Origin of the sequence: Xanthomonas massiliensis (assembly GCF_900018785.1) — a bacterium.
Taxonomy (GTDB): domain Bacteria; phylum Pseudomonadota; class Gammaproteobacteria; order Xanthomonadales; family Xanthomonadaceae; genus Xanthomonas_B; species Xanthomonas_B massiliensis.
This window is the reverse complement of record NZ_FCOY01000007.1, coordinates 641,321-660,510: the sequence shown is the minus strand read 5'-3', so window position 1 is coordinate 660,510 and position 19,190 is coordinate 641,321. Positions and strand designations below refer to the sequence as shown.

20 protein-coding genes are annotated in these 19,190 nt (G+C 72.9%); 15 read left to right on the top strand and 5 right to left on the bottom strand.

Annotated elements, in window-relative coordinates:
• Positions 1-74: 74 nt before the first annotated feature.
• From BN3794_RS13060 to BN3794_RS13045, 4 genes are read right to left on the bottom strand one after another with little or no spacing between them, the layout of a single operon-like run.
• Positions 75-602, bottom strand: a complete 528-nt coding sequence (locus BN3794_RS13060) for a Slp family lipoprotein (RefSeq protein WP_066097894.1) — start codon at positions 600-602, stop codon at positions 75-77.
• A complete protein-coding gene (locus BN3794_RS13055; protein ID WP_066097892.1) occupies positions 599-2,575 on the bottom strand; it encodes a transglutaminase TgpA family protein in 1,977 nt (658 codons plus the stop codon). Before BN3794_RS13055 ends, BN3794_RS13060 begins: the two co-directional genes overlap by 4 nt.
• Positions 2,562-3,542 carry a DUF58 domain-containing protein gene (locus BN3794_RS13050; protein ID WP_066097890.1) on the bottom strand — a complete coding sequence of 327 codons (981 nt, stop codon included), beginning with the start codon at positions 3,540-3,542 and terminating at the stop codon, positions 2,562-2,564. Before BN3794_RS13050 ends, BN3794_RS13055 begins: the two co-directional genes overlap by 14 nt.
• The gene (locus BN3794_RS13045) at positions 3,542-4,495 is read right to left on the bottom strand and encodes an AAA family ATPase (protein WP_066098891.1); all 954 of its coding nucleotides are present in this window, start codon (positions 4,493-4,495) and stop codon (positions 3,542-3,544) included. Before BN3794_RS13045 ends, BN3794_RS13050 begins: the two co-directional genes overlap by 1 nt.
• A 36-nt stretch (positions 4,496-4,531) precedes the next feature.
• Here BN3794_RS13045 and BN3794_RS13040 point away from each other — a divergent pair, with 36 nt between their 5' ends.
• The 3 genes from BN3794_RS13040 to BN3794_RS13030 all read left to right on the top strand — a co-directional run bounded on the left by BN3794_RS13040 (position 4,532) and on the right by BN3794_RS13030 (position 9,175).
• The gene (locus tag BN3794_RS13040; RefSeq protein WP_066098889.1) at positions 4,532-6,367 is read left to right on the top strand and encodes an ArnT family glycosyltransferase; all 1,836 of its coding nucleotides are present in this window, start codon (positions 4,532-4,534) and stop codon (positions 6,365-6,367) included.
• Positions 6,368-6,404: 37 nt separating this feature from the next.
• Positions 6,405-7,352: a glycosyltransferase family 2 protein gene (locus tag BN3794_RS13035; RefSeq protein WP_066097888.1), complete on the top strand. Its 948-nt coding sequence runs from the start codon at positions 6,405-6,407 to the stop codon at positions 7,350-7,352.
• Positions 7,353-7,456: 104 nt separating this feature from the next.
• Positions 7,457-9,175 carry a hypothetical protein gene (locus BN3794_RS13030; protein WP_236493261.1) on the top strand — a complete coding sequence of 573 codons (1,719 nt, stop codon included), beginning with the start codon at positions 7,457-7,459 and terminating at the stop codon, positions 9,173-9,175.
• Between the two features lie 6 nt (positions 9,176-9,181).
• Here BN3794_RS13030 and BN3794_RS13025 read toward each other — a convergent pair whose 3' ends face one another.
• The gene (locus BN3794_RS13025; RefSeq protein ID WP_066097886.1) at positions 9,182-9,760 is read right to left on the bottom strand and encodes a Maf family protein; all 579 of its coding nucleotides are present in this window, start codon (positions 9,758-9,760) and stop codon (positions 9,182-9,184) included.
• 109 nt (positions 9,761-9,869) lie between these two features.
• Here BN3794_RS13025 and BN3794_RS13020 point away from each other — a divergent pair, with 109 nt between their 5' ends.
• The 12 genes from BN3794_RS13020 to BN3794_RS12965 all read left to right on the top strand — a co-directional run bounded on the left by BN3794_RS13020 (position 9,870) and on the right by BN3794_RS12965 (position 19,189).
• On the top strand, positions 9,870-10,388 hold the full coding sequence (locus tag BN3794_RS13020) for a YceD family protein (protein ID WP_066097884.1): 519 nt from the start codon (positions 9,870-9,872) through the stop codon (positions 10,386-10,388).
• A gap of 88 nt (positions 10,389-10,476) precedes the next feature.
• Positions 10,477-10,671, top strand: a complete 195-nt coding sequence (gene rpmF, locus BN3794_RS13015; protein WP_066097882.1) for a 50S ribosomal protein L32 — start codon at positions 10,477-10,479, stop codon at positions 10,669-10,671.
• Between the two features lie 95 nt (positions 10,672-10,766).
• Positions 10,767-11,744 carry a beta-ketoacyl-ACP synthase III gene (locus tag BN3794_RS13010; protein WP_066097880.1) on the top strand — a complete coding sequence of 326 codons (978 nt, stop codon included), beginning with the start codon at positions 10,767-10,769 and terminating at the stop codon, positions 11,742-11,744.
• 34 nt (positions 11,745-11,778) lie between these two features.
• Positions 11,779-12,486 (top strand): BUD32 family EKC/KEOPS complex subunit, encoded by a 708-nt coding sequence (locus BN3794_RS13005; RefSeq protein ID WP_066097879.1) that lies wholly within the window; start codon positions 11,779-11,781, stop codon positions 12,484-12,486.
• A 126-nt stretch (positions 12,487-12,612) separates the two neighbouring features.
• Positions 12,613-13,551 carry an ACP S-malonyltransferase gene (fabD, locus tag BN3794_RS13000; RefSeq protein ID WP_078059753.1) on the top strand — a complete coding sequence of 313 codons (939 nt, stop codon included), beginning with the start codon at positions 12,613-12,615 and terminating at the stop codon, positions 13,549-13,551.
• Between the two features lie 32 nt (positions 13,552-13,583).
• On the top strand, positions 13,584-14,327 hold the full coding sequence (gene fabG / locus BN3794_RS12995; RefSeq protein ID WP_066097877.1) for a 3-oxoacyl-ACP reductase FabG: 744 nt from the start codon (positions 13,584-13,586) through the stop codon (positions 14,325-14,327).
• A 151-nt stretch (positions 14,328-14,478) separates the two neighbouring features.
• A complete protein-coding gene (gene acpP / locus BN3794_RS12990) occupies positions 14,479-14,718 on the top strand; it encodes an acyl carrier protein (protein WP_066097875.1) in 240 nt (79 codons plus the stop codon).
• 123 nt (positions 14,719-14,841) lie between these two features.
• Positions 14,842-16,074 (top strand): beta-ketoacyl-ACP synthase II, encoded by a 1,233-nt coding sequence (gene fabF, locus BN3794_RS12985; RefSeq protein ID WP_078059752.1) that lies wholly within the window; start codon positions 14,842-14,844, stop codon positions 16,072-16,074.
• Positions 16,075-16,159: 85 nt separating this feature from the next.
• On the top strand, positions 16,160-17,218 hold the full coding sequence (gene mltG / locus BN3794_RS12980; RefSeq protein ID WP_066097871.1) for an endolytic transglycosylase MltG: 1,059 nt from the start codon (positions 16,160-16,162) through the stop codon (positions 17,216-17,218).
• Positions 17,215-17,889: a dTMP kinase gene (gene tmk / locus BN3794_RS12975; RefSeq protein WP_066097869.1), complete on the top strand. Its 675-nt coding sequence runs from the start codon at positions 17,215-17,217 to the stop codon at positions 17,887-17,889. Before mltG ends, tmk begins: the two co-directional genes overlap by 4 nt.
• Entirely contained in the window at positions 17,886-18,839 is a 954-nt protein-coding gene (locus BN3794_RS12970; RefSeq protein WP_066097867.1) for a DNA polymerase III subunit delta', read from the top strand. Before tmk ends, BN3794_RS12970 begins: the two co-directional genes overlap by 4 nt.
• Positions 18,836-19,189, top strand: coding sequence for a PilZ domain-containing protein (locus tag BN3794_RS12965; RefSeq protein ID WP_066097865.1), 354 nt, complete (start codon positions 18,836-18,838; stop codon positions 19,187-19,189). Before BN3794_RS12970 ends, BN3794_RS12965 begins: the two co-directional genes overlap by 4 nt.
• Position 19,190 lies beyond the last annotated feature (1 nt).

Genomic DNA, 19,190 nt, shown 5'->3' with positions numbered 1-19,190 from the left:
ACGAACCGCAAACGCAAGAGGCCGCCCGGTGGGCGGCCTCTTCGCATGCGCCGGGTACGAGTCCCGGGGGGCTGTTACCAGCGGCCCCAGCGCGGGCCCCAGCCCGGACCCCACCACGGATCGTACGGGCCCCACGGGCCGTACGGGTAGGGCACCACGCGCACGTCCTGCTGCACCGGCCACAGGTAGACCACGTCGGCCTCGATGCGCGGCAGCTTGTAGTCGTATTCGCCGATCTTGGTGTCCTCGTAGCCGGCGATCTTGCCGATGAAGGTCACCAGGCGGCCTGGCTCGAACACCGCCGGGTCGTAGAAGCCGCTGCGGCAGGCGAGGAAGCGGCCCTCGCTGGCGTCGGCCGAGCTCGCCGACGGGCGGCCGCTGGCGTCGAGCGGGTGCGAGAGCATCTGGAAGCAGGTCTGTCCCTGGCCGGGCTTGGTGGCGATGATCTTGCCGCCCCAGCGCACGCTGGTACCCACCTGCGGCGAAGCGACGGAGGCGCTCGGGGTGACGGGAGCGAACTGGCCCTGCAGCGGCTTGGGCGCAGTGGCGCAGGCCGCCAGCGAGAGGGCGGTGACAGCAGGCAACAACAAACGCAGGTTCATGGGGATGCTCCGTTGGGCGGGCGATGCGTATGCAGATCGTGGATCAGTGTGGCGAGGGAAGCGCTGTCCTGGCCCCGAGCATAGCGGGCCACGGCGAAACGATCACTGAGCGCCGGCAGGCCGCTGCCGGGGTGCAGGCGCTCCACCCGCGCCGCCCAGCACCCGGCCGGCTCGGACGGTTCGCGGCCCAGGCCGCGGCGGGCGTAGCGCCGGCCCAGCCGGTGCCAGGCGCGCAGCAACGGATCGCGCTCGCGTTCGCCGCGCGCCAGCCACCAGGCCATCAGCGCCAGGGTCCCGCCGGCACTGGCCGCGAACAGCGCGACCAGGCGCGCCGGATCGAGCCGGTCGATGCCCAGCGGACGCAGCAGGGCCTGCTGCCGGCCGGCATCGAAGGACAGCACCAGGTCGTTCCAGCCGCGGCGCAGCCAATCGCCGGCCTGGGCCAGCGCGGACCAACCGGCCAGGCCGCTCGTCTGGCCTTCGCCGCCCCCGTCGCCGAGGCGGTTCTCCAGGGTGTCGTAGACCCGCTCGGGGGCGACTGCCGCGGTCGGATCGACCCGGGTCCAGCCCTGGCCCGGCAGCCATACCTCGGCCCAGGCATGGGCGTCCATGCGCCGCACCACCCAGTAGTCGCCGAAGCGGTTGCGTACGCCGCCGGCGAAACCGGTGACCACGCGGGCGGGGACCCCGGCCGCGCGCATCAGCACCACGAAGGCGGAACTGAAGTGCTCGCAGAAGCCGGCCCGGTAGCGGAACAGGAACTCGTCCACCCCGTCGTGGCCGGGCAGCGGCGTCTCCAGGGTGTAGCTGAAGTCGCGGTGGATCCAGTCCATCGCCCGGCGCACGAGGGTGGCGTCGCCCCCGCTGCCGGCCTCGGCGCGCCATTGCCGCGCCAGGGCCACGGTGCGCGGGTTGTAGCCGGGCGGCAGCGCCAGCGCGCGCCGGCGTTCGCCCGGCGACAGCGCGGCGGGCGTGGCGGGCGCCGGGGTCGATGCCAGGGTCCAGCGCGTCAGCGCGGCCAGCGGGCGCTCGCTGGTGAGGGTGTGGTCGGCGGCCAGGCGGGCGCCGGGCGGGGCCTGCAGCGGCAGGTCGAGGGCGACCAGCAGGCGCCGGTCGGTGGGCTCGTAGTCGAGCTGGTAGCGCCAGCGCGGCGGTGCCGAGGCGGCCGGTGCCGGGGCGCGGCCGCCGTCGAACCAGGACGGGCGCGTCCAGCGGCGGCCATCGAAATCCCACAGCACCGGCCCGCGCCAGTAGCGCTGTGCCGGCGCCGGCACCTGGCCGTCGAAGCGCACCCGGAACGCCGGCGTGTCGTCGGCCATCAGGTCGACCCAGGCGCCGGGATCCATCGTGTCGGACAGGCCGGGACGGGCCAGGGCGCGCTCGGGTACGCCCCACAGGGGCGTGGCCAGGCGCGGGAACAGCCAGAACGCGGCGAGCATCAGCGGCAGGCCCAGCAGCGCCAGCCGCCCGATGCCGCCGAGCTGGCGGCGCAGCGGCGGCGGGACGGCGTGGTCTTCGACGTCGGCCAGGCGCTGCAGCGCCAGCAGCGCCAGCACCACGCCGGCCAGGGCGAGCGCCATGGTCGCCGGGCCCTGGTCGAGCAGGAACGCGGCGAACGGCGCGAACAGGGCGAAGCCGAGCAGGCTGCGGCCATCGCGCAGGCCGCGCAGTTCGGAGGACTTGATCGCCAGCATCGCCGCCAGCAGCGCGCAGCCGGTGTCGCGGCCGAAACGCATGCCCTCCATCTGCCAGGCGATCGCCGCCAGCATCGCCACCACCAGCAGCAGCCGCACCGGCGCCGGCAACGGGCGGCGCCAGGACAGCGCGGCGACCCCCAGCGCCACCGCGCCGAACAGCGCGGCCAGCGCCGGCGGCAGTTGCACCAGCAGGCTGGCCAGCAGCACCAGCGCGGCCAGCAGGGTCCAGGCGCGCGGCGCGGCGTCCAGCGGCGGGGCGGGGTCAGGCCTGGCCATCGGCGTAGGGCATCAGGGCCAGCGCGCGCAGGCACAGGTGGCGTTGCTGCGGGCCGCGGTCGGGCCCCAGCGGCGGGTGGCCCGGGATCAGCAGCCGGTAGCGGCGGCCGCTGCGCTCGGCCAGGTCGATCCAGCGCGCCAGCCGGGCGATGCGGCGTTCGTGCGGCAGCGCGGCCAGCGCGCGCCAGTCGAGCACGATGTCCTCGCCGACCGGGCGTTCGTATTCGCGCACCAGCAGCACGTCGCGGCGCGCCGAGTGCTTCCAGGCGATGGCGCGCGGCGCATCGCCGGCCCGGTACGGACGCAGCTGGTGCAGGTCCTCGCCGAGCGCGTGCAGGCGCATCTGCTGGCGGCCGCCGCTGCCCTCGGGCAGCGGCGGGCCGTCCGGTTCCGGCGCCGGATAGACCAGCAGCGCGGCGTCCGGCCAGACCCAGGACCAGGCGCGCACCAGGCCGAGCGGGCGGGTGGTGGACAGGCGCAGGCGCGCGAGCGGGTACCAGCCGCGTGTGGCGGTGGGCAGCGCCAGTTCCGGTTCGGCGCGCGGCGTGCCCGGATCCAGCCCGCACCAGGCCTCGCGGCCGTCGCAGTCCAGCCGCAGGCCGCGGCGCGGACGCGCGTCCGTGCACGCCAGGCTCAGGCGCAGGTGCAGGTCCCGACCGGCCGCCACCGGCTCGGCCGTGGCCGCTTCCACGCGCAGGCCCGAGAGCTGCAGGTGCGCGGCCACGGTGCTGGCCACGGCGACGGCGGCCAGCAGCAGCGCCAGCAGCAACGCCGGATTGTTGTTGTAGTTGAGCGCGCCCAGCAGCATGGTCGCCAGCAGCGTGGCCACGAACAGGCCGAAGCGCGTGGGCAGCACGTAGATGCGGCGCCGGTCCAGCACCACGGGCAGCGCCTCGGGCCGGCGCGGACGCGCCCAGGCCTGCAGGCGCCGGCGCAGCGCAGGCACGATGCCGCCCGCCAGGGCCATCAGTCCACCGCGACGGCGTGCAGGATCGCCTTGGCCAGGGCGGGGCCCGAGCCGGATTCGGCGCTCGGCACCAGGCGGTGGCCCGCCACCGGGATGAACAGCGTCTGCACGTCCTCGGGCAGCACGTGGTCGCGGCCCAGCAGCAGGGCATGGGCGCGCGCGGCACCGAGCAGGGCGATGCCGGCGCGCGGCGACAGCCCCACGCGCACGCCCGGCTGCTGGCGGCTGCGGGCGAGCAGGGCCTGCACGTAGTCGACCAGCGCGGCGCTGGCGTGGACCTGCCGCGCCGCGCGGCGCAACGCCACCACGCGCTCGGCATCCAGGCAGGGCACGGCCTGGGCGATCAGCTCGCGCCGGCCCTGGCCGGCCAGCAGCGCCTTCTCCGCCCCGGCATCGGGGTAGCCCATCGACAGGCGCAGCAGGAACCGGTCCAGTTGCGAGTCCGGCAGCGGGAAGGTCCCGGACAGGTCCACCGGGTTCTGCGTGGCGATCACCAGGAACGGATCGGGCAGCGGATGGGTGTTGCCGTCCACGGTCACCTGCTGCTCGGCCATCGCCTCCAGCAGCGCGCTCTGGGTGCGCGGCGGGGCGCGATTGATCTCGTCGGCCAGCAGCACGTGGGTGAACACCGGGCCGGGATGGAAGCGGAAGCGGCGCTCGGCGGCATCGTAGATGGATACCCCCAGCACGTCGGCCGGCAACAGGTCCGAGGTGAACTGCACGCGCTGGAAGCCCAGGCCCAGGCTCGCCGCCAGCGCGTGCGCCAGCGTGGTCTTGCCCAGGCCGGGCAGGTCCTCGATCAGCAGGTGGCCGCCGGCCAGCACGGCCACGAAGGCCAGGCGCACCTCGTGCGGCTTGCCCAGCACCAGCGCATTGACCTGGTCCTGGGCGCGGCGCAGCGCCGTGCGCAGCGCATCGGTTAGCATCGCCTCACTGCGAAGCGTGTCTGACATCGCGGTCATTTCGAATCTTGCCGGGGGAAGGGTTTGATCACGCAGGGCGCCAGGCGTGCACGGCATGGCTTTCTCATCCTGTGGAGCGCGGTCACGATCGTCAAGCTCGTGGTCGCCGCGCGCCTGCCGCTGTTCGTGGACGAGGCGTTCTACTGGCAGGAGGGCCGGCACCTCGCCTGGGCCTATTCGGACCTGCCCGGACTGACCGCCTGGCTGGCGCGGCTGGGCGTGAGCCTGGGCGGCGAGCATCCGCTGGCGCTGCGCCTGCCGTTCCTGGCGATCGCCGCCGCGCTGCCGTGGGGGGTGATGCGCATCGCCGGGCGCTGGCTGGGGCGCACCGCCGGCTGGCACGCGGCCAGTCTGACGGTACTGATGCCCCTGTCGGGCACGCTCGGCCTGCTGGCGCTGCCGGACGTGCCCATGGCCCTGGCCACGGTGCTGTGCCTGCACGCCGGCGCGCGGTTGCTGCGCAGGATCGAACCGGTCCACGTGGTGGAGCTGGGCCTGGGCCTGGCCATCGGCGCGCTCAGCCACTACCGCTTCCTCGGCGTGATCGGCGCGGGCTGCCTGGCGCTGCTGTGCCTGCCGCGCGGGCGCGCGCTGCTGCGCGACGTGCGCGTGTGGGTGGCGCTGGCCATGGGCGTGGCGGCGTGGATGCCGCTGCTGGCATGGAACGCCGGCCACCACGAGGCCGGCCTGCGCTTCCAGTTCGTGGACCGGCACCCGTGGCGCTTCCATGCCAGCGGCCTGTGGTTCGTGCTGGTGCAGGCGGCGCTGGTGACGCCGCTGCTCGCCGGCGCGCTGTGCGTGCCGGCCTGGCGGGCGCTGCGCCAGGCCGGCACGGGCCCGCAGGTGCGCTGGCTGGCGCTGGCCGGCGGCATCGCCGTGCTGGGCGTGTTCGTGCTCGGTTTCTTCACCGACGCCGAGCGGGTGAGTTTCCACTGGGCCCTGCCGGGCTGGCTGGCGCTGCTGGCGGTGGTGCCGCCGGTCCTGGCGCGCTGGCCGCGGCCGTGGTGCGCGGCCACGCTCGCCCTGGCCGCGCTAGGCCTGGTCGCGGCGCTGGGCTACTACCTGGCCGTGGGCACGCCGGCGCTGCGCGCGCAGCTGGCCGGCGACAAGTTCTATCCGCGCAACTTCGCCGGCTGGGGAACGCTGGCCGCGGCCGTGGACGAGGAGCTGGCCGCGATGCCCGCCGGCACCCGGGTGCTGGCCGACAACTTCAAGGTCGGTGCCGAGCTCGGCTTCGTCCGCGGCGATGCCGACATCGCGGTACTGCCGGCCCCGCTCAACGACAAGCATGGCCGCAGCGGCCAGCTGGCGCAGTGGGGCCTGCTCGGCGCGCACGAGGACGTGCCGCGCCTGCTGGTGCTCTCGCCCAGCGACATGCCCTACAAGTTGCTGCTGCAGCGCTACCACGCCGTGTGCGCGCTGGTCGGGCCGCTGCCGCCCGGGCGCGTGGTTGCCGTGGACCATGGCGCGCAGCGGTTCCTGCTGTTCCGCCTGCCACCCGGGCGGCGCCCGGGGCCGTGCGTGACGCCGGCGATGGCCTGGCTCGACGCTCCCCTGCCGGGTACGCACGTGAGCGCGCCGTTCGAGGTGCGCGGCTGGGCGTTCAAGGATGGCGCCGGGCTGGACCGGGTACAGGTGCTGGTGGACGGCCGACCATTCGCGGTGGCCGACTACGGCCAGGTGCTCGACGTGCGCGACTACTGGAAGATCAGCACCGATCCGCACCACCCGCACGTGGGCTTCGCCGCGCGCATCGATCCGGCCGCCCTGGCGCCCGGCCGCCACTGGCTCGGCCTGCGCCTGGACGGCACCGACGGCAGCGTCGAGGACTGGGCCGAGCAGCCATTCGAGGTGGTGCGCTGAGTATCATGCACGCCCTGTATGACCCGGAAGGAATCCGATGCCCGCTGCCCCTGATGTCCGCATCGCCGTGATCGTGCCCTGCCACGACGAGGCCACAACGATCGCGCAGGTCGTGTCCGAGTTCCGCAGGGTCCTGCCGGGCGCCGAGGTCCACGTGTTCGACAACAACTCGCGCGATGCCACGGCCGAACGCGCACGCGGCGCGGGTGCACGGGTGCATGCGGTATCCCTGCAGGGCAAGGGCAACGTGGTCAGGCGCGCCTTTGCCGACGTCGAGGCCGACATCTACGTGCTCGTCGATGGCGATGCCACCTACGAGGCGGCCGCGGCGCCGTCGCTGGTGCGCGCCTTGCGCGAAGGTGGGTTGGACATGGTGGTCGGTGCCCGTCGCCACGACGATGCCGAGGCCTACCGTGCCGGCCATCGCTTCGGCAACGTGGCCCTGACCCGCTGCGTGGCGTTGCTGTTCGGGCGCAGCTTCGATGACCTGCTGTCCGGCTACCGGGTGTTCTCGCGCCGTTATGCCAAGTCGTTCCCGGCCCATGCCAGCGGTTTCGAGACCGAGACCGAACTGGCCGTGCATGCGCTGCAGTTGCGCATGCCGGTGGCCGAAGTCCCGACCCGTTACGGGGCGCGGCCACAGGGCTCGCAGAGCAAATTGCGCACCTGGCACGACGGCCTGCGCATCCTCGGCACCATCGCGCGGCTGTTCAAGAACGAGCGGCCGCTGCTGTTCTTCTCGCTGGGCTTCGTTGCCTGCACGCTAGCCTCGGTGGTACTGGCCCTGCCGCTGCTGGAGACCTACCTGCAGACGGGCCTGGTGCCGCGCTTCCCCACCGCCATCCTGTGCGCAGCCCTGGGGCTGCTGGGATTCCTGCTGCTGTCGTGCGGACTGGTGCTGGACACGGTCACGCGAGGACGCATCGAGGCCAAGCACCTGGCGTATCTCGCCGTTCCCGCCTTGCCCGTGGATCCACCGGCGTGACCGGCCGGGACCTGCGCGCGCGGGCCACGGCCATGGCGGGCTGGCTCGATCGCCGTTTCGCCCTGCATTCGGGGGGCAATGCGGTTTTCGCTTCGGCGACGGTCATGGCCGCTTGCGCATTCGCTGCGCTGCTGCGTGGCCAGGACGGCAACTGGGACCTGCGCAACTACCACGTCTACGGTGGCTGGGCGGCGTTGCATCAGCGCCTGGGCATCGACCTGGCGCCGGCGCAGATGCAGACCTACTTCAACCCGCTGCTGGACGTGGTGCATTGGCAGTTGTGGCAGATGCTGCCGGCACCGCTTGCGGGCATGCTGGTCGGCGCCTTGCACGGACTGCTGTTCCCGGCGCTGATGGCGGTGGGCTGGCAGGTGCTGGCGCCGGGTGCGGCCCGGGCACGGCGAGTGCCGCTGCTGGCCCTGGCCGGCCTGTGTGGTGCCGCGTTCCTGTCCGAGCTCGGCGGCGACATGGCCGATGCCACCACGGCGGTGTTCGTGGTCGCGGCCCTGGCCTGCGTACTGGCTGGACAGCAGGCGGCAGGGCGGGGAGTGCGTGCCCGGCGATGGTGGCTTTGTGCAGGCGCGCTGCTGGGGCTGGCGGTGGCCTTCAAGCTCACCAATGCGCTCTACGCGGTGGCCCTGGGCCTGGCGTCGCTGGCCGCCGGTGGCCGGTTCGTCCGGCGCGTGGGCGCGGCCGCGCTGATGGCGCTGGCCGCACTGGCGGTGTTCGCCGTGGTGGCCGGGCCCTGGCTATGGGCGGTGTACCGCCATTACGGCAACCCGCTGCTGCCTCAGTTCAACCAGTGGTTCGGTTCGCCCTGGGCAACTGTCGCAGGCATCGCCGATACCCGCTTCCTGCCCCGTTCGTTGACCGAGCACCTGCTGTGGCCGCTGCTGTTCACGGCAGACCCCCATCGCATCAGCGAGATCGTGCTGCCGCAGTGCCTGTGGCCCCTGCTCTACCTGGCCGGGTTGGGCTGGCTGGTCCTCGCCGCCTTGCGCGTGCAGCCGCGCACAGTCGGAACCTCGGCGGACGGCGTGCGCACCCTGGTCGTGTTCTTCGTGGTGGCCTACTGCCTGTGGCAGGGCGTATTCAGCATCCATCGCTACCTGGTGGTGCTGGAGGCCGTCGGGCCGTTGCTGCTGTGGCTGGCCGTGGCCATGCTGCCCTGGCGCGGGGCCTCGCGCCTGGCCGCGGTTGCCGTGATCGCCTGTGCGCTGGTGGGGCTGGCCGGATGGCGCGACTGGGGGCACGCCGGCTGGGCGCGCCAGCCGTTCGCGGTCGCTGCGCCGCCCATGCCGAACCCGTCGGCGAGCATGGTCCTGCTGGTCGGAGGCGAGCCGCAGGCCTGGCGGATGCCGTTCCTGCCGGCCGATGCCGTGTATGCCGGCATCGGGACGAACTTCGTCCCCGGGCCTGCGTACCGCGCGCGCTTGCGGCATCTGCTGGACGAACGGCCGGTGCACTATGCGATGTTGCCGGCCGCGGTCGATCGCCGCGCCTTCCGGCTGCAGGGCATTGCCGACCAGGCCGCCCGCCTGGGATTGTCCCGGGCTCCGGGATGCCGTGGCCTGCGCTGGATGATCGATCAGGGTTATCGGGCGCAGTTGCAGGTGGAAGGCCATCGCTGTCGCCTGTTGCCGCGTGCGGACAAGCGGCTCGACGTGGCGGCGATCGACCGTGCAACCGTGGCTGCCGCCGATCCCGTGCTGGCCGAATACGGTCTGGAGATCGATGCGGCGGCTTGCCGTTCGATGCCGGCCCGGATCGGCGGCGACCCGTATCCATACCTGTGGTGTCCGCTCGTGACGCTGGCACACTGAGGCCGGTCAGGGCACGGCGTAGCCGGCCTGGCGCAGCAGGGCGGCGGTGGCGATCAGCGGCAGGCCGACCAGGGCGGTCGGGTCGCGGGTCTCGATCGCCTCGAACAGGGCGATGCCCAGGCCTTCGCACTTGAAGCTGCCGGCACAGTCCAGCGGCTGCTCGGCGGCCACGTAGCGGGCGATCTCCGCGGTGGAGAGGGTGCGGAAGTGGACCGTGGTGGCGTCCATCGCCTGCAGGCGCCGCTCCCGGCCCTGCGCCAGGCACACGGCGGTATGGAAGCGCACGGCGCGGCCGGACATCGCCGCCAACTGCGCGCGTGCGGTGGCGGCGTCGCCGGGCTTGCCCAGCGGACGGCCTTCCAGTTCGGCGACCTGGTCCGAGCCGATGGCCCAGGCCGCCGGGTGCTGGTGCGCCACCGCCTCCGCCTTGGCCCGGGCCAGGCGCATGGCCAGTTCGGCCGGCGCTTCGCCCGGCACCGGGGCCTCGTCCACCGCCGGTGCCAGCGCCTCGAACGCCAGGTGCAGGCGCGAGAGCAGTTCGCGGCGGTAGCGGGACGTGGAGGCGAGCAGCAGCGCGGCGGTCATCGGCGGCGGGGGCGAGGGCGGGAGCGGCAGTCTGGACGGCCGCGGCGGGGCCGGCAAGGCATGCGGCCATTTGACAGGGGGCGGCCTGCTGCCTAACATTCTGCGGCTTATGTCCGCGAACGTGCCCGAAGTGCTTGATGTGTGGCGGATGGCCGCCGCGCGCCGGCAGTTCGAGGGCGTGTTGCCGCTGGCGCGGCTGCAGCGCCTGGCCGGCAGCCTGCTCGACACCGAGGGCGAGGTCCGCTACGCGCTGGAATTCGGGCGCGGCGACGGTACGCTCAAGGTCCCGCCGTACGTGGAGCTGAGCATCGATGCCGGGCTGCCGCTGCAGTGCCAGCGCAGCCTGCAGCGGTTCGTGCTGCCGGTGAAGCTGGTCCAGCGCCTGGGCCTGATCCGCAGCGAGGCCGAGGAGGCCGCGCTGCCGCCGGGGTACGAGCCGTTGCTGGTGCCCGAGGACGGCATGGTCCGCCCGGCCGACCTGGTCGAGGACGAGCTGGTGCTGGCGGTACCGCTGGTGCCGGTGGCGCCGGATTCCGCGCCGGTCGAGCAGCAGTGGCCGGCGGAGGTGGAGGAAGAGGTGACGCCCAGCCCGTTCGCGGCGCTGGCGGCGCTGAAGAAGGAACGATAGCCGCCGGCCCCGGCCGACGGCGCAAGACCGGCGCCGGGCTTCGCGCGGCGCACAATGTAGCAACCGAACCCGAGTTTGGAGCATTCCCATGGCTGTCCAGAAGTCCCGTGTCACCCCGTCCCGCCGCGGCCAGCGCCGCATGCACGACGCGCTCAGCGCCAAGCAGCTGTCGACCGACCCGACCAGCGGCGAGACGCATATCCGCCACCACATCACCGCCGACGGCTTCTACCGCGGCAAGAAGGTGATCACCACCAAGTCCGCGGTGGTCGAAGAGGATTGATCCGTCGCGCCCGCCGTCGCGGCGGGCATCGAGGGAATCTTCCTTTTTTCCGGGCCGACCGGTCGCGGCCGGCCCGTGCGTGACCAGGGAACAGCATGAGCAATCGGATCTACGCCAGGATCGCCGGTACCGGCCGCTATCTGCCGGAGAAGGTGCTGACCAACGACGACCTGGCCAAGATCGTCGATACCAGCGACGAGTGGATCCGTTCGCGCACCGGCATCCGTGAGCGCCATGTCGCCGCCGAGGGCCAGACCACCGGCGACCTGGCCCACGAGGCCGCCCTGCGTGCCCTGGAGGCGGCCGGCATCGAGGCCGCCGACCTGGACATGATCGTGGTCGGCACCACCACGCCCGACCTGGTGTTCCCGTCCACCGCCTGCCTGGTCCAGGCCCGCCTCGGCGCGGCCGGCTGCGCGGCCATGGACGTCAACGCGGCCTGCTCGGGCTTCGTCTACGCCCTGGCGGTGGCCGACAAGTTCATCCGCTCCGGCGACGCCCGCCACGTACTGGTGATCGGCGCGGAGACGCTGACCCGCATGGTCGACTGGAGCGAGCGCACCACCTGCGTGCTGTTCGGCGACGGTGCCGGCGCGGTCGTGCTCAAGGCCGACGACGAGACCGGCATCCTGTCCACGCACCTGCATGCCGACGGCAGCAAGAAGGAGCTGCTGTGGAATCCGATCGGCGTGTCGGTCGGGTTCACCGGCGGTCCGCGCGGCGGCTGCCGGATCCAGATGAAGGGCAACGACGTCTTCAAGTACGCGGTCAAGGCGCTGGACGGCGTGGTCGACGAGACCCTGGCCGCCAACGGCCTGGACAAGCACGACCTGGACTGGCTGATCCCGCACCAGGCCAACCTGCGCATCATCGAGGCCACCGCCAAGCGCCTGGACATGTCCATGGACCAGGTGGTGGTGACGGTGGACCAGCACGGCAACACCTCCTCGGCCTCGGTGCCGATGGCGCTGGACGTGGCGATCCGCTCCGGCCGAGTCGAGCGCGGCCAGCTGGTGCTGCTGGAGGCCTTCGGCGGCGGTTTCACCTGGGGTTCGGCGCTGCTGCGCTACTGATCGTCGCGCGGCACCACCGCGACGGGAGCTGCCGATGGCCGAGGCGATCACCCTGCAGGGCCGGCGGGTCTGGCTCAAGCTCTATCCGGAAGGCGAGCGCGCCCTGTCGCTGGGCGTGCTGGCCGCGTGCGCGCGCCTGCTCGGCGTGGCGGCGCTGCGGCCGCCGCCCCATCCCGGCGGCGCGCGGGCGCGCGAGGTCGAGGCACGGCGCCTGGCGCAACTGCATGCCCAGGGCGTGAACGTGCCGGCGGTGCTCGGCCAGGGCAAGCGCTGCCTGGTGCTGGCCGATACCGGCCGCTCGCTGGCGGCCTGCCTCAAGGAAAGCGACGACGCCGGCCGCGACCGGCTGGTGCGCCAGGTACTGGCCGACATGGTGGCCGCGCATCGCGGCGGCGCCTGCTTCGGCCAGCCGCTGCCGCGCAACATGACCTGGGACGGCACGCGCGTGGCCTTCCTCGATTTCGAGGAGGATCCGCTGCAGGTCATGGACCTGGCGCAGGCGCAGGCGCGCGACTGGCTGCTGTTCGGCCACGGCTTCGCGCGCCATTACCTGGCGCGCCGCGAAGCGCTGGCCGCGCTGCTCGCCGCCGCCTTCGCCGACGAGCCGGTCCGGGTGCGCACGATCCTGCACGGGGCCTGCCGGCGCCTGTCCTGGCTGGGCCGCGTCGCCGCGCCGCTGGGCCGTTCCGGGCGCGAACTGGCGCTGGCCATCGCCGTGCTGGAGCAGGCCGCGCGCGCCTGAAGCCCGTGGCCAGGGCATGTGCCGCGGCCGCTGCCGCGCGGTGCCGGCATACGCGACGGTACAGACGCATCGGCGCTTTCGCCCGTATCATCCCCGCCTTCGCCCCGTAACCAGGTGCCCGCGCACGTGACCAAGCTCGCTTTCGTCTTCCCCGGCCAGGGTTCGCAGTCGGTCGGCATGCTGGCCGAACTGGCCGAGCGCCATCCGCTGGTGCGCGAGGCGTTCGCCGAGGCCTCCGACGGCGCCGACGTGGACCTGTGGACGCTCTCGCAGTCCGGGCCGGAGCAGATGCTCAACCGCACCGAGTACACCCAGCCGGCGTTGCTGGCCGCGGGCATCGCGCTGTGGCGGCTGTGGCAGTTCGAGCATGGCCAGGCGCCGGTGGCGCTGGCCGGCCACAGCCTGGGCGAGTACACCGCGCTGGTCGCGGCCGGGGCGCTGTCGCTGCACGAGGGCGCGCGCCTGGTGCGCCTGCGCGGCCAGTTCATGCAGGAGGCCGTGCCCGCCGGCGTGGGCGCGATGGCCGCGGTCATCGGCGCCGACGATGCGCTGGTGGCCGAGGTCTGCCAGCAGGCGGCGGAAAGCCAGGTGGTGGTGCCGGCCAACTACAACTCCCCCGGGCAGGTGGTCATCGGCGGCGATGCCGCCGCGGTCGACCGCGCCCTGGCGCTGCTCGCCGAGCGCGGCGTGCGCAAGACGGTCAAGCTGGCGGTGAGCGTGCCCTCGCATACCCCGCTGATGCGCGATGCCGCCAACCAGCTGGCCGAGGCCATGGGCGCGCTGCGCTGGCAGGCGCCGCAGCTGCCGGTCGTGCAGAACGTGGACGCGCGCGTGCATCCGGACCTGGACGCCATCCGCGATGCGCTGGTGCGCCAGCTCTACCAGCCGGTGCAGTGGACCGGTTGCATGCAGGCGCTGGCCGGCATGGGCGTGGAGCGCGTGGCCGAGTGCGGTCCAGGCAAGGTGCTCACCGGCCTGGCCAAGCGCATCGACAAGTCCGTGCAGGCGCGTGCGCTGGGCACCCTGGCCGATTACGAGGCCGCCCTGGCCGACTGGCACGCCTGAGCGCGCCGCCCAACCTCCTCAGGAGAATTCCCATGTCGCAACCCCTGAAGGGCGAGATCGCCCTGGTCACCGGTGCCTCGCGCGGCATCGGTGCCGCCATCGCCGACGAGCTGGCCGCCCAGGGCGCCACCGTGGTCGGCACCGCCACCACCCCCGCCGGTGCCGAAGCGATCGGCGCGCGCCTGGCCGCCCACGGCGGGGCCGGGCGCGTGCTCGACGTCACCGCCGCCGATGCCGGCGAGACGCTGGTGGAGGCGGTGGCCAAGGAATTCGGCCCGGTCTCCATCCTCGTCAACAACGCCGGGATCACCCGCGACAACCTGCTGCTGCGCATGAAGGACGAGGACTGGCAGGCCATCCTCGACACCAACCTGTCCAGCGTGTTCCGCATGTCCAAGGCGGTGCTGCGCGGCATGATGAAGGCGCGCAAGGGCCGCATCGTCAGCATCGCCTCGGTGATCGGAGTGACCGGCAATGCCGGGCAGGCGAACTACGCCGCGGCCAAGGCCGGCATCATCGGCTTCTCCAAGTCGCTGGCCAAGGAGATCGGCTCGCGCGGCATCACCGTGAACGTCGTCGCCCCCGGCTTCATCGATACCGACATGACCCGCGCATTGCCCGAGGAAGGCAAGAAGGCGATGCTGGAGCAGATCGCGCTGGGCCGGCTGGGCGAGCCGGCCGACATCGCCCGCGCGGTGGCGTTCCTGGCCGGCCCGTCGGCCAGCTACATCACCGGCGAAACCCTGCACGTGAACGGCGGCATGTACATGCCGTGACCGTGCCGGGGCGCAGGGATCGCGCCAAGTGGTTGATCGGCAGGCGTTTTGCCCGAATGCAAGGCGCGGCCGCTTTCCACTACACTATCCAACGCGGCCATCGCTGGATGGCAACGAACCACCCCTACCTCCATCTGGAGCGAGAACCTACATGAGCACCATCGAAGAGCGCGTCAAGAAAATCGTCGTCGAACAGCTTGGCGTCAAGGAAGAGGAAGTCACCAACAGCGCATCGTTCGTCGACGATCTCGGCGCCGACTCGCTGGATACCGTCGAGCTGGTGATGGCCCTCGAGGAGGAATTCGAGTGCGAGATCCCGGACGAGGAAGCCGAGAAGATCACCACCGTCCAGCAGGCCATCGACTACGTCAAGGCCCACGTCAAGAGCTGACGTGAGCGGTCGCGCGGCACCAGGCTCAGGCCCCCGCCGCGCCGCACCAACCATGGGGCCGCATCCGCGGCCCCATGTGTTTGAGGGGCCAGCTTCGCCATCCAAGGGTCAGGAGAATCCGCAATGAGTCGTCGTCGCGTCGTCGTCACCGGCATGGGCATCGTGTCGCCGCTGGGCAATGACCTGGCCAGCAGCTGGGACGGCATCGTCCACGGCCGCTCCGGCATCGGCCCGGTCACCACGTTCGATACCGAAGGGTTCGCCACCCGCATCGCCGGCCTGGTCCGCGATTTCGATCCGACGGCCTGGGTCCCGGCCAAGGATGCGAAGAAGATGGACCCGTTCATCCACTACGGCCTGGCCGCCTCGATGATGGCCCTGGACGACTCCGGGCTGGAGATCACCGAGGCCAACGGCGAGCGCGTGGGCGCGATCATCGGCGCCGGCATCGGCGGCATCCGCGGCATCGAGGAGCAGACCATCCGCCTGCACGAAGGCGGCCCGCGCAAGGTTTCCCCGTTCTACATCCCCAGCACCATCATCAACATGTTGCCCGGGCAGCTGTCGATCCTGCGGGGCATCAAGGGGCCGACCTTCTCGGCGGTGTCGGCCTGCGCCACCTCCAACCATTCCATCGGCACCGCCATGCGCACCATCCAGTACGGCGATGCCGACGTGATGGTGGCCGGCGGCGCCGAGCTCGGCACCTCGCCGACCTCGATGGCCGGCTTCTGCTCGATGAAGGCCATGTCCACCCGCAACGACGAGCCGACCAAGGCCTCGCGCCCCTGGGACAAGGACCGCGACGGCTTCGTCATGGGCGACGGCGCCGGCATCCTGGTGCTGGAGGAGTACGAGCACGCCAAGGCCCGCGGCGCGCGCATCTACTGCGAGCTGGCCGGCTTCGGCGCCACGTCCGACGCCTACCACATGACCTCGCCCAGCGGCGAGGGCGCCGCGCGCTGCATGCGCCTGGCGATGCAGGACGCCGGCGTGACCGCCGAGCAGGTCGGCTACATCAACGCCCACGGCACGTCCACGCCGATCGGCGACCTGGCCGAGAGCGACGCGGTCAAGACCGCGTTCGGCGCGCAGGCGTACAAGACCCTGGTCAGCTCGACCAAGTCGATGACCGGCCACCTGCTCGGCGCCGCCGGCGGCGTGGAGGCGATCTTCTCGGTGATGGCGCTGCAGACCGGCATCGTGCCGCCGACCATCAACCTGGACGAGCCGGGCGAAGGCTGCGACCTGGACTACGTGCCGAACGTGGCGCGCGAGGCGAAGCTGGAGGCGGTGATGTCCAACGGCTTCGGCTTCGGCGGTACCAACGGCACGCTGGTGTTCCGCCGCATCTGATGGCGACGGCGGTGCAGGGGCGCGACGGCGCCCGGCAGGAGGAGGCGGTCCGCTCGATCCGGGCCGCCGCGGCGGGCAAGGCGAGGTGAACGTGGCGGGCAGGCGCGGATGCGGGACATGGGTGGCGGCGGCGCTGGCGTGCCTGCTGGCACTGGCGGCCGTATGCGCCTGGGCGTGGCTGCGCTTCGAACACTTCGCCGACACGCCGCAGGCCGCGCAGGTACCGAGCCTGGTGGTGGCGCGCGGCGACTCGCTGCCCGGGGTGGTGCGCAACCTGCGCAACGCAGGCGTGGCCGGCAGCGACCTGGAATGGCGCCTGCTGGCGCGGCTGACCGGCGCGGCCGGCCGGATCAAGGCCGGCGAGTACGCGCTGCAGCCAGCGGCGAGCCCGCGCACGCTGTTGGCGCGCATGCGCGACGGCAAGGTGGTCCAGTACCGCTTCACCCTCGTCGATGGCTGGAACATCCGCCAGCTGCGCGCGGCGCTCGGCGCCGCCACGCCGCTGGTGCATGCCACCGCCGCGCTGTCCGACGCCGAGCTGATGGCGCGGCTGGGCTTTCCCGGCCAGCATCCGGAAGGCCGCTTCCTGCCGGAGACCTACCTCTACCAGCGCGGCGACACCGACCTGGAGGTGCTCGCCCGCGCCCACAGGGCCATGGACGCGGCCCTGGCCGAGGCCTGGGCCTCGCGCGCGGCGGACCTGCCGCTGCAGGGCCCGGACCAGGCGCTGGTCCTGGCCTCGATCGTGGAGAAGGAGACCGCCCTGGCCAGCGAGCGCGCACAGATCGCCGGGGTGTTCGTGCGGCGCCTGCGCAAGGGCATGCTGCTGCAGACCGACCCGAGCGTGATCTACGGCCTCGGCGAGGCCTACGACGGCGACATCCGCAAGCGCGACCTGACCACCGACACCCCGTACAACACCTACACCCGGCCGGGCCTGCCGCCCACGCCGATCGCCATGCCCGGGCGCGATGCACTGATGGCCGCCACCCACCCGGCGCCGGGCGAGAGCCTGTACTTCGTCGCCGTCGGCGACGGTTCCGGCGCGCACGTGTTCTCGGCCACCTACGCCGAGCACACCGCGGCGGTGGCCCGCTACCTGCAGCGCCTGCGCCAGGCGCGCGGCGGAGTCCAGGCGCAATGAGCGGCGTTCCGTTGCCGCGGCATCCGCGCCTGATCAGCCTGGAGGGCGGCGAGGGGGCGGGCAAGACCACCGCGATCGAGGCCATCCACGCCTGCCTGGCCGCGCACGGCCACGAGGTGGTGCTGACCCGCGAGCCGGGCGGCACGCCGCTGGCCGAGCGCATCCGCGCGCTGGTGCTGGGCGGGCAGTCCGGTGCGGACGAGGTCGAGCCGCCGGTGGCCCAGGCCGAGCTGCTGCTGGTGTTCGCCGCCCGCGCCCAGCACGTGCAGCGACAGGTGCTGCCGGCCCTGGCCCGCGGCGCCTACGTGGTCAGCGACCGCTTCACCGATTCCAGCTACGCCTACCAGGGCGCCGGGCGCGGGCTGGATCCGGCCTGGATCGCCGAGCTGGAACGGCGCGTGGTCGGCGTGCAGCCGGGGCTGACCCTGCTGCTGGACGTGGACGTGCGCATCGGCCGCGCCCGTGCCGCCGGGCGCGACCTGTTCCCGGACCGCATCGAGCGCGAGCAGGACGCGTTCTTCGAACGGGTGCGCCAGGCCTTCCGCCAGCGTGCCGAGGCCGACCCGCAGCGTTTCCGCCTGATTGACGCCGCCCAGCCGGCGCCGGGCGTGGTGGCCGACGTGGCCGCGCAGGTGGAAGCCTTCCTCGCGCGCACGCAGGAGGGCCCATGAGTACCGCCTTCGCCCCCTGGCAGCAGCGCGTCTACGACCAGGCCGTGACCGTGCTCGATGCCGGCCGCCTCGGCCATGGCCTGCTGATCTGCGGGCCGGCCGGGCTGGGCAAGCGCGCCGTCGCCCTGGCCCTGGCCGCGCACGTGCTGCAGCAGGGCGACGCGCCGGCGATGCGCGCGCGCCATGCCCAGCTTATCGCCGCGGGCACCCACCCGGACCTGCACCTGATCTCGCTGCAGCCCAACCAGAAGGGCGACAAGCTGCGCACCGAGATCGTGATCGAGCAGATCCGCGCGATCTCCGAGAAGCTGGCGCTGACGCCGCAGTACGGCAGCGCCCAGGTGGTGGTGGTCGATCCGGCCGACGCGATCAACCGCGCCGCCTGCAATGCCCTGCTCAAGACCCTGGAAGAGCCGGCGCCCGGGCGCTACCTGTGGCTGCTCAGCGCGCAGCCGGCGCGGTTGCCGGCAACCATCCGCAGCCGTTGCCAGCGCCTGGAATTCAAGCTGCCGCCGCGGTCCGAGGCGCTGGCCTGGCTGGTGGCGCAGGGCCATGCCGAGGCGCCGGCCAGCGAGGCGCTGGATGCCGCGCGCGGCCACCCCGGCCTGGCCGACCAGTGGCTGCGCAACGACGGCCTGGCCCTGCGCCGGCAGGTCGCCAGCGACCTGGAGCAGGTCGCCGCCGGCCGCCTCGGCGCCGCCGAGACCGCCCAGCGCTGGACCGGCGACGAGCACGCCGAGCTGCGCCTGCGCCATGCCGCCGACCTGGCGCTGGCGCAGGCCGCGTCCGGGTTGACCGACCCGGACGGATTGACCAAGCTTGCCGCCTGGTTCGACGCGGCGAACAGGACCCGCGACCTGCTGCGGACCACGGTGCGCGCCGACCTGGCCGTCACCGAACTGCTTGTGGCCTGGCGCGCGCAGCGGCCGGCCCAGAGGAACCCACGATGAGCGCAGCGTCAGCACGTCCCGGCATCCTGTCCCTGTCGCTGCCCGACAAGGCCGCGCTGTACACGGCGTACATGCCGTTCGTGAAGAACGGCGGCATCTTCGTGCCGACCACGCGCCGCTATGCGCTCGGCGACGAGGTGTTCCTGCTGCTGAGCCTGCCCGACTCGCACGAGCGCCTGCCGGTGGCCGGCAAGGTGGTGTGGGTCACGCCGCTGGGCGCGCAGGGCGGGCGCACCGCGGGCATCGGCGTGCAGCTGCCCGAGGGCGGCGACGGCGAGGCGGTGCGCAACCGCATCGAGGCGCTGCTGGCCGGGGTGGTCAACAGCGAGAAGGCCACCCAGACGATGTAGG

Bases quoted from the DNA above. Each gene is read 5' to 3' on its own strand.
- BN3794_RS13060 (WP_066097894.1), bottom strand. From the start codon at position 602: ATGAACCTGCGTTTGTTGTTGCCTGCTGTCACCGCCCTCTCGCTGGCG.
- BN3794_RS13055 (WP_066097892.1), bottom strand. From the start codon at position 2,575: ATGGCCAGGCCTGACCCCGCCCCGCCGCTGGACGCCGCGCCGCGCGCC.
- BN3794_RS13050 (WP_066097890.1), bottom strand. From the start codon at position 3,542: ATGGCCCTGGCGGGCGGCATCGTGCCTGCGCTGCGCCGGCGCCTGCAG.
- BN3794_RS13045 (WP_066098891.1), bottom strand. From the start codon at position 4,495: ATGTCAGACACGCTTCGCAGTGAGGCGATGCTAACCGATGCGCTGCGC.
- BN3794_RS13035 (WP_066097888.1), top strand. From the start codon at position 6,405: ATGCCCGCTGCCCCTGATGTCCGCATCGCCGTGATCGTGCCCTGCCAC.
- BN3794_RS13030 (WP_236493261.1), top strand. From the start codon at position 7,457: ATGGCCGCTTGCGCATTCGCTGCGCTGCTGCGTGGCCAGGACGGCAAC.
- BN3794_RS13025 (WP_066097886.1), bottom strand. From the start codon at position 9,760: ATGACCGCCGCGCTGCTGCTCGCCTCCACGTCCCGCTACCGCCGCGAA.
- BN3794_RS13020 (WP_066097884.1), top strand. From the start codon at position 9,870: ATGTCCGCGAACGTGCCCGAAGTGCTTGATGTGTGGCGGATGGCCGCC.
- rpmF (WP_066097882.1), top strand. From the start codon at position 10,477: ATGGCTGTCCAGAAGTCCCGTGTCACCCCGTCCCGCCGCGGCCAGCGC.
- BN3794_RS13010 (WP_066097880.1), top strand. From the start codon at position 10,767: ATGAGCAATCGGATCTACGCCAGGATCGCCGGTACCGGCCGCTATCTG.
- BN3794_RS13005 (WP_066097879.1), top strand. From the start codon at position 11,779: ATGGCCGAGGCGATCACCCTGCAGGGCCGGCGGGTCTGGCTCAAGCTC.
- fabG (WP_066097877.1), top strand. From the start codon at position 13,584: ATGTCGCAACCCCTGAAGGGCGAGATCGCCCTGGTCACCGGTGCCTCG.
- acpP (WP_066097875.1), top strand. From the start codon at position 14,479: ATGAGCACCATCGAAGAGCGCGTCAAGAAAATCGTCGTCGAACAGCTT.
- fabF (WP_078059752.1), top strand. From the start codon at position 14,842: ATGAGTCGTCGTCGCGTCGTCGTCACCGGCATGGGCATCGTGTCGCCG.
- tmk (WP_066097869.1), top strand. From the start codon at position 17,215: ATGAGCGGCGTTCCGTTGCCGCGGCATCCGCGCCTGATCAGCCTGGAG.
- BN3794_RS12970 (WP_066097867.1), top strand. From the start codon at position 17,886: ATGAGTACCGCCTTCGCCCCCTGGCAGCAGCGCGTCTACGACCAGGCC.
- BN3794_RS12965 (WP_066097865.1), top strand. From the start codon at position 18,836: ATGAGCGCAGCGTCAGCACGTCCCGGCATCCTGTCCCTGTCGCTGCCC.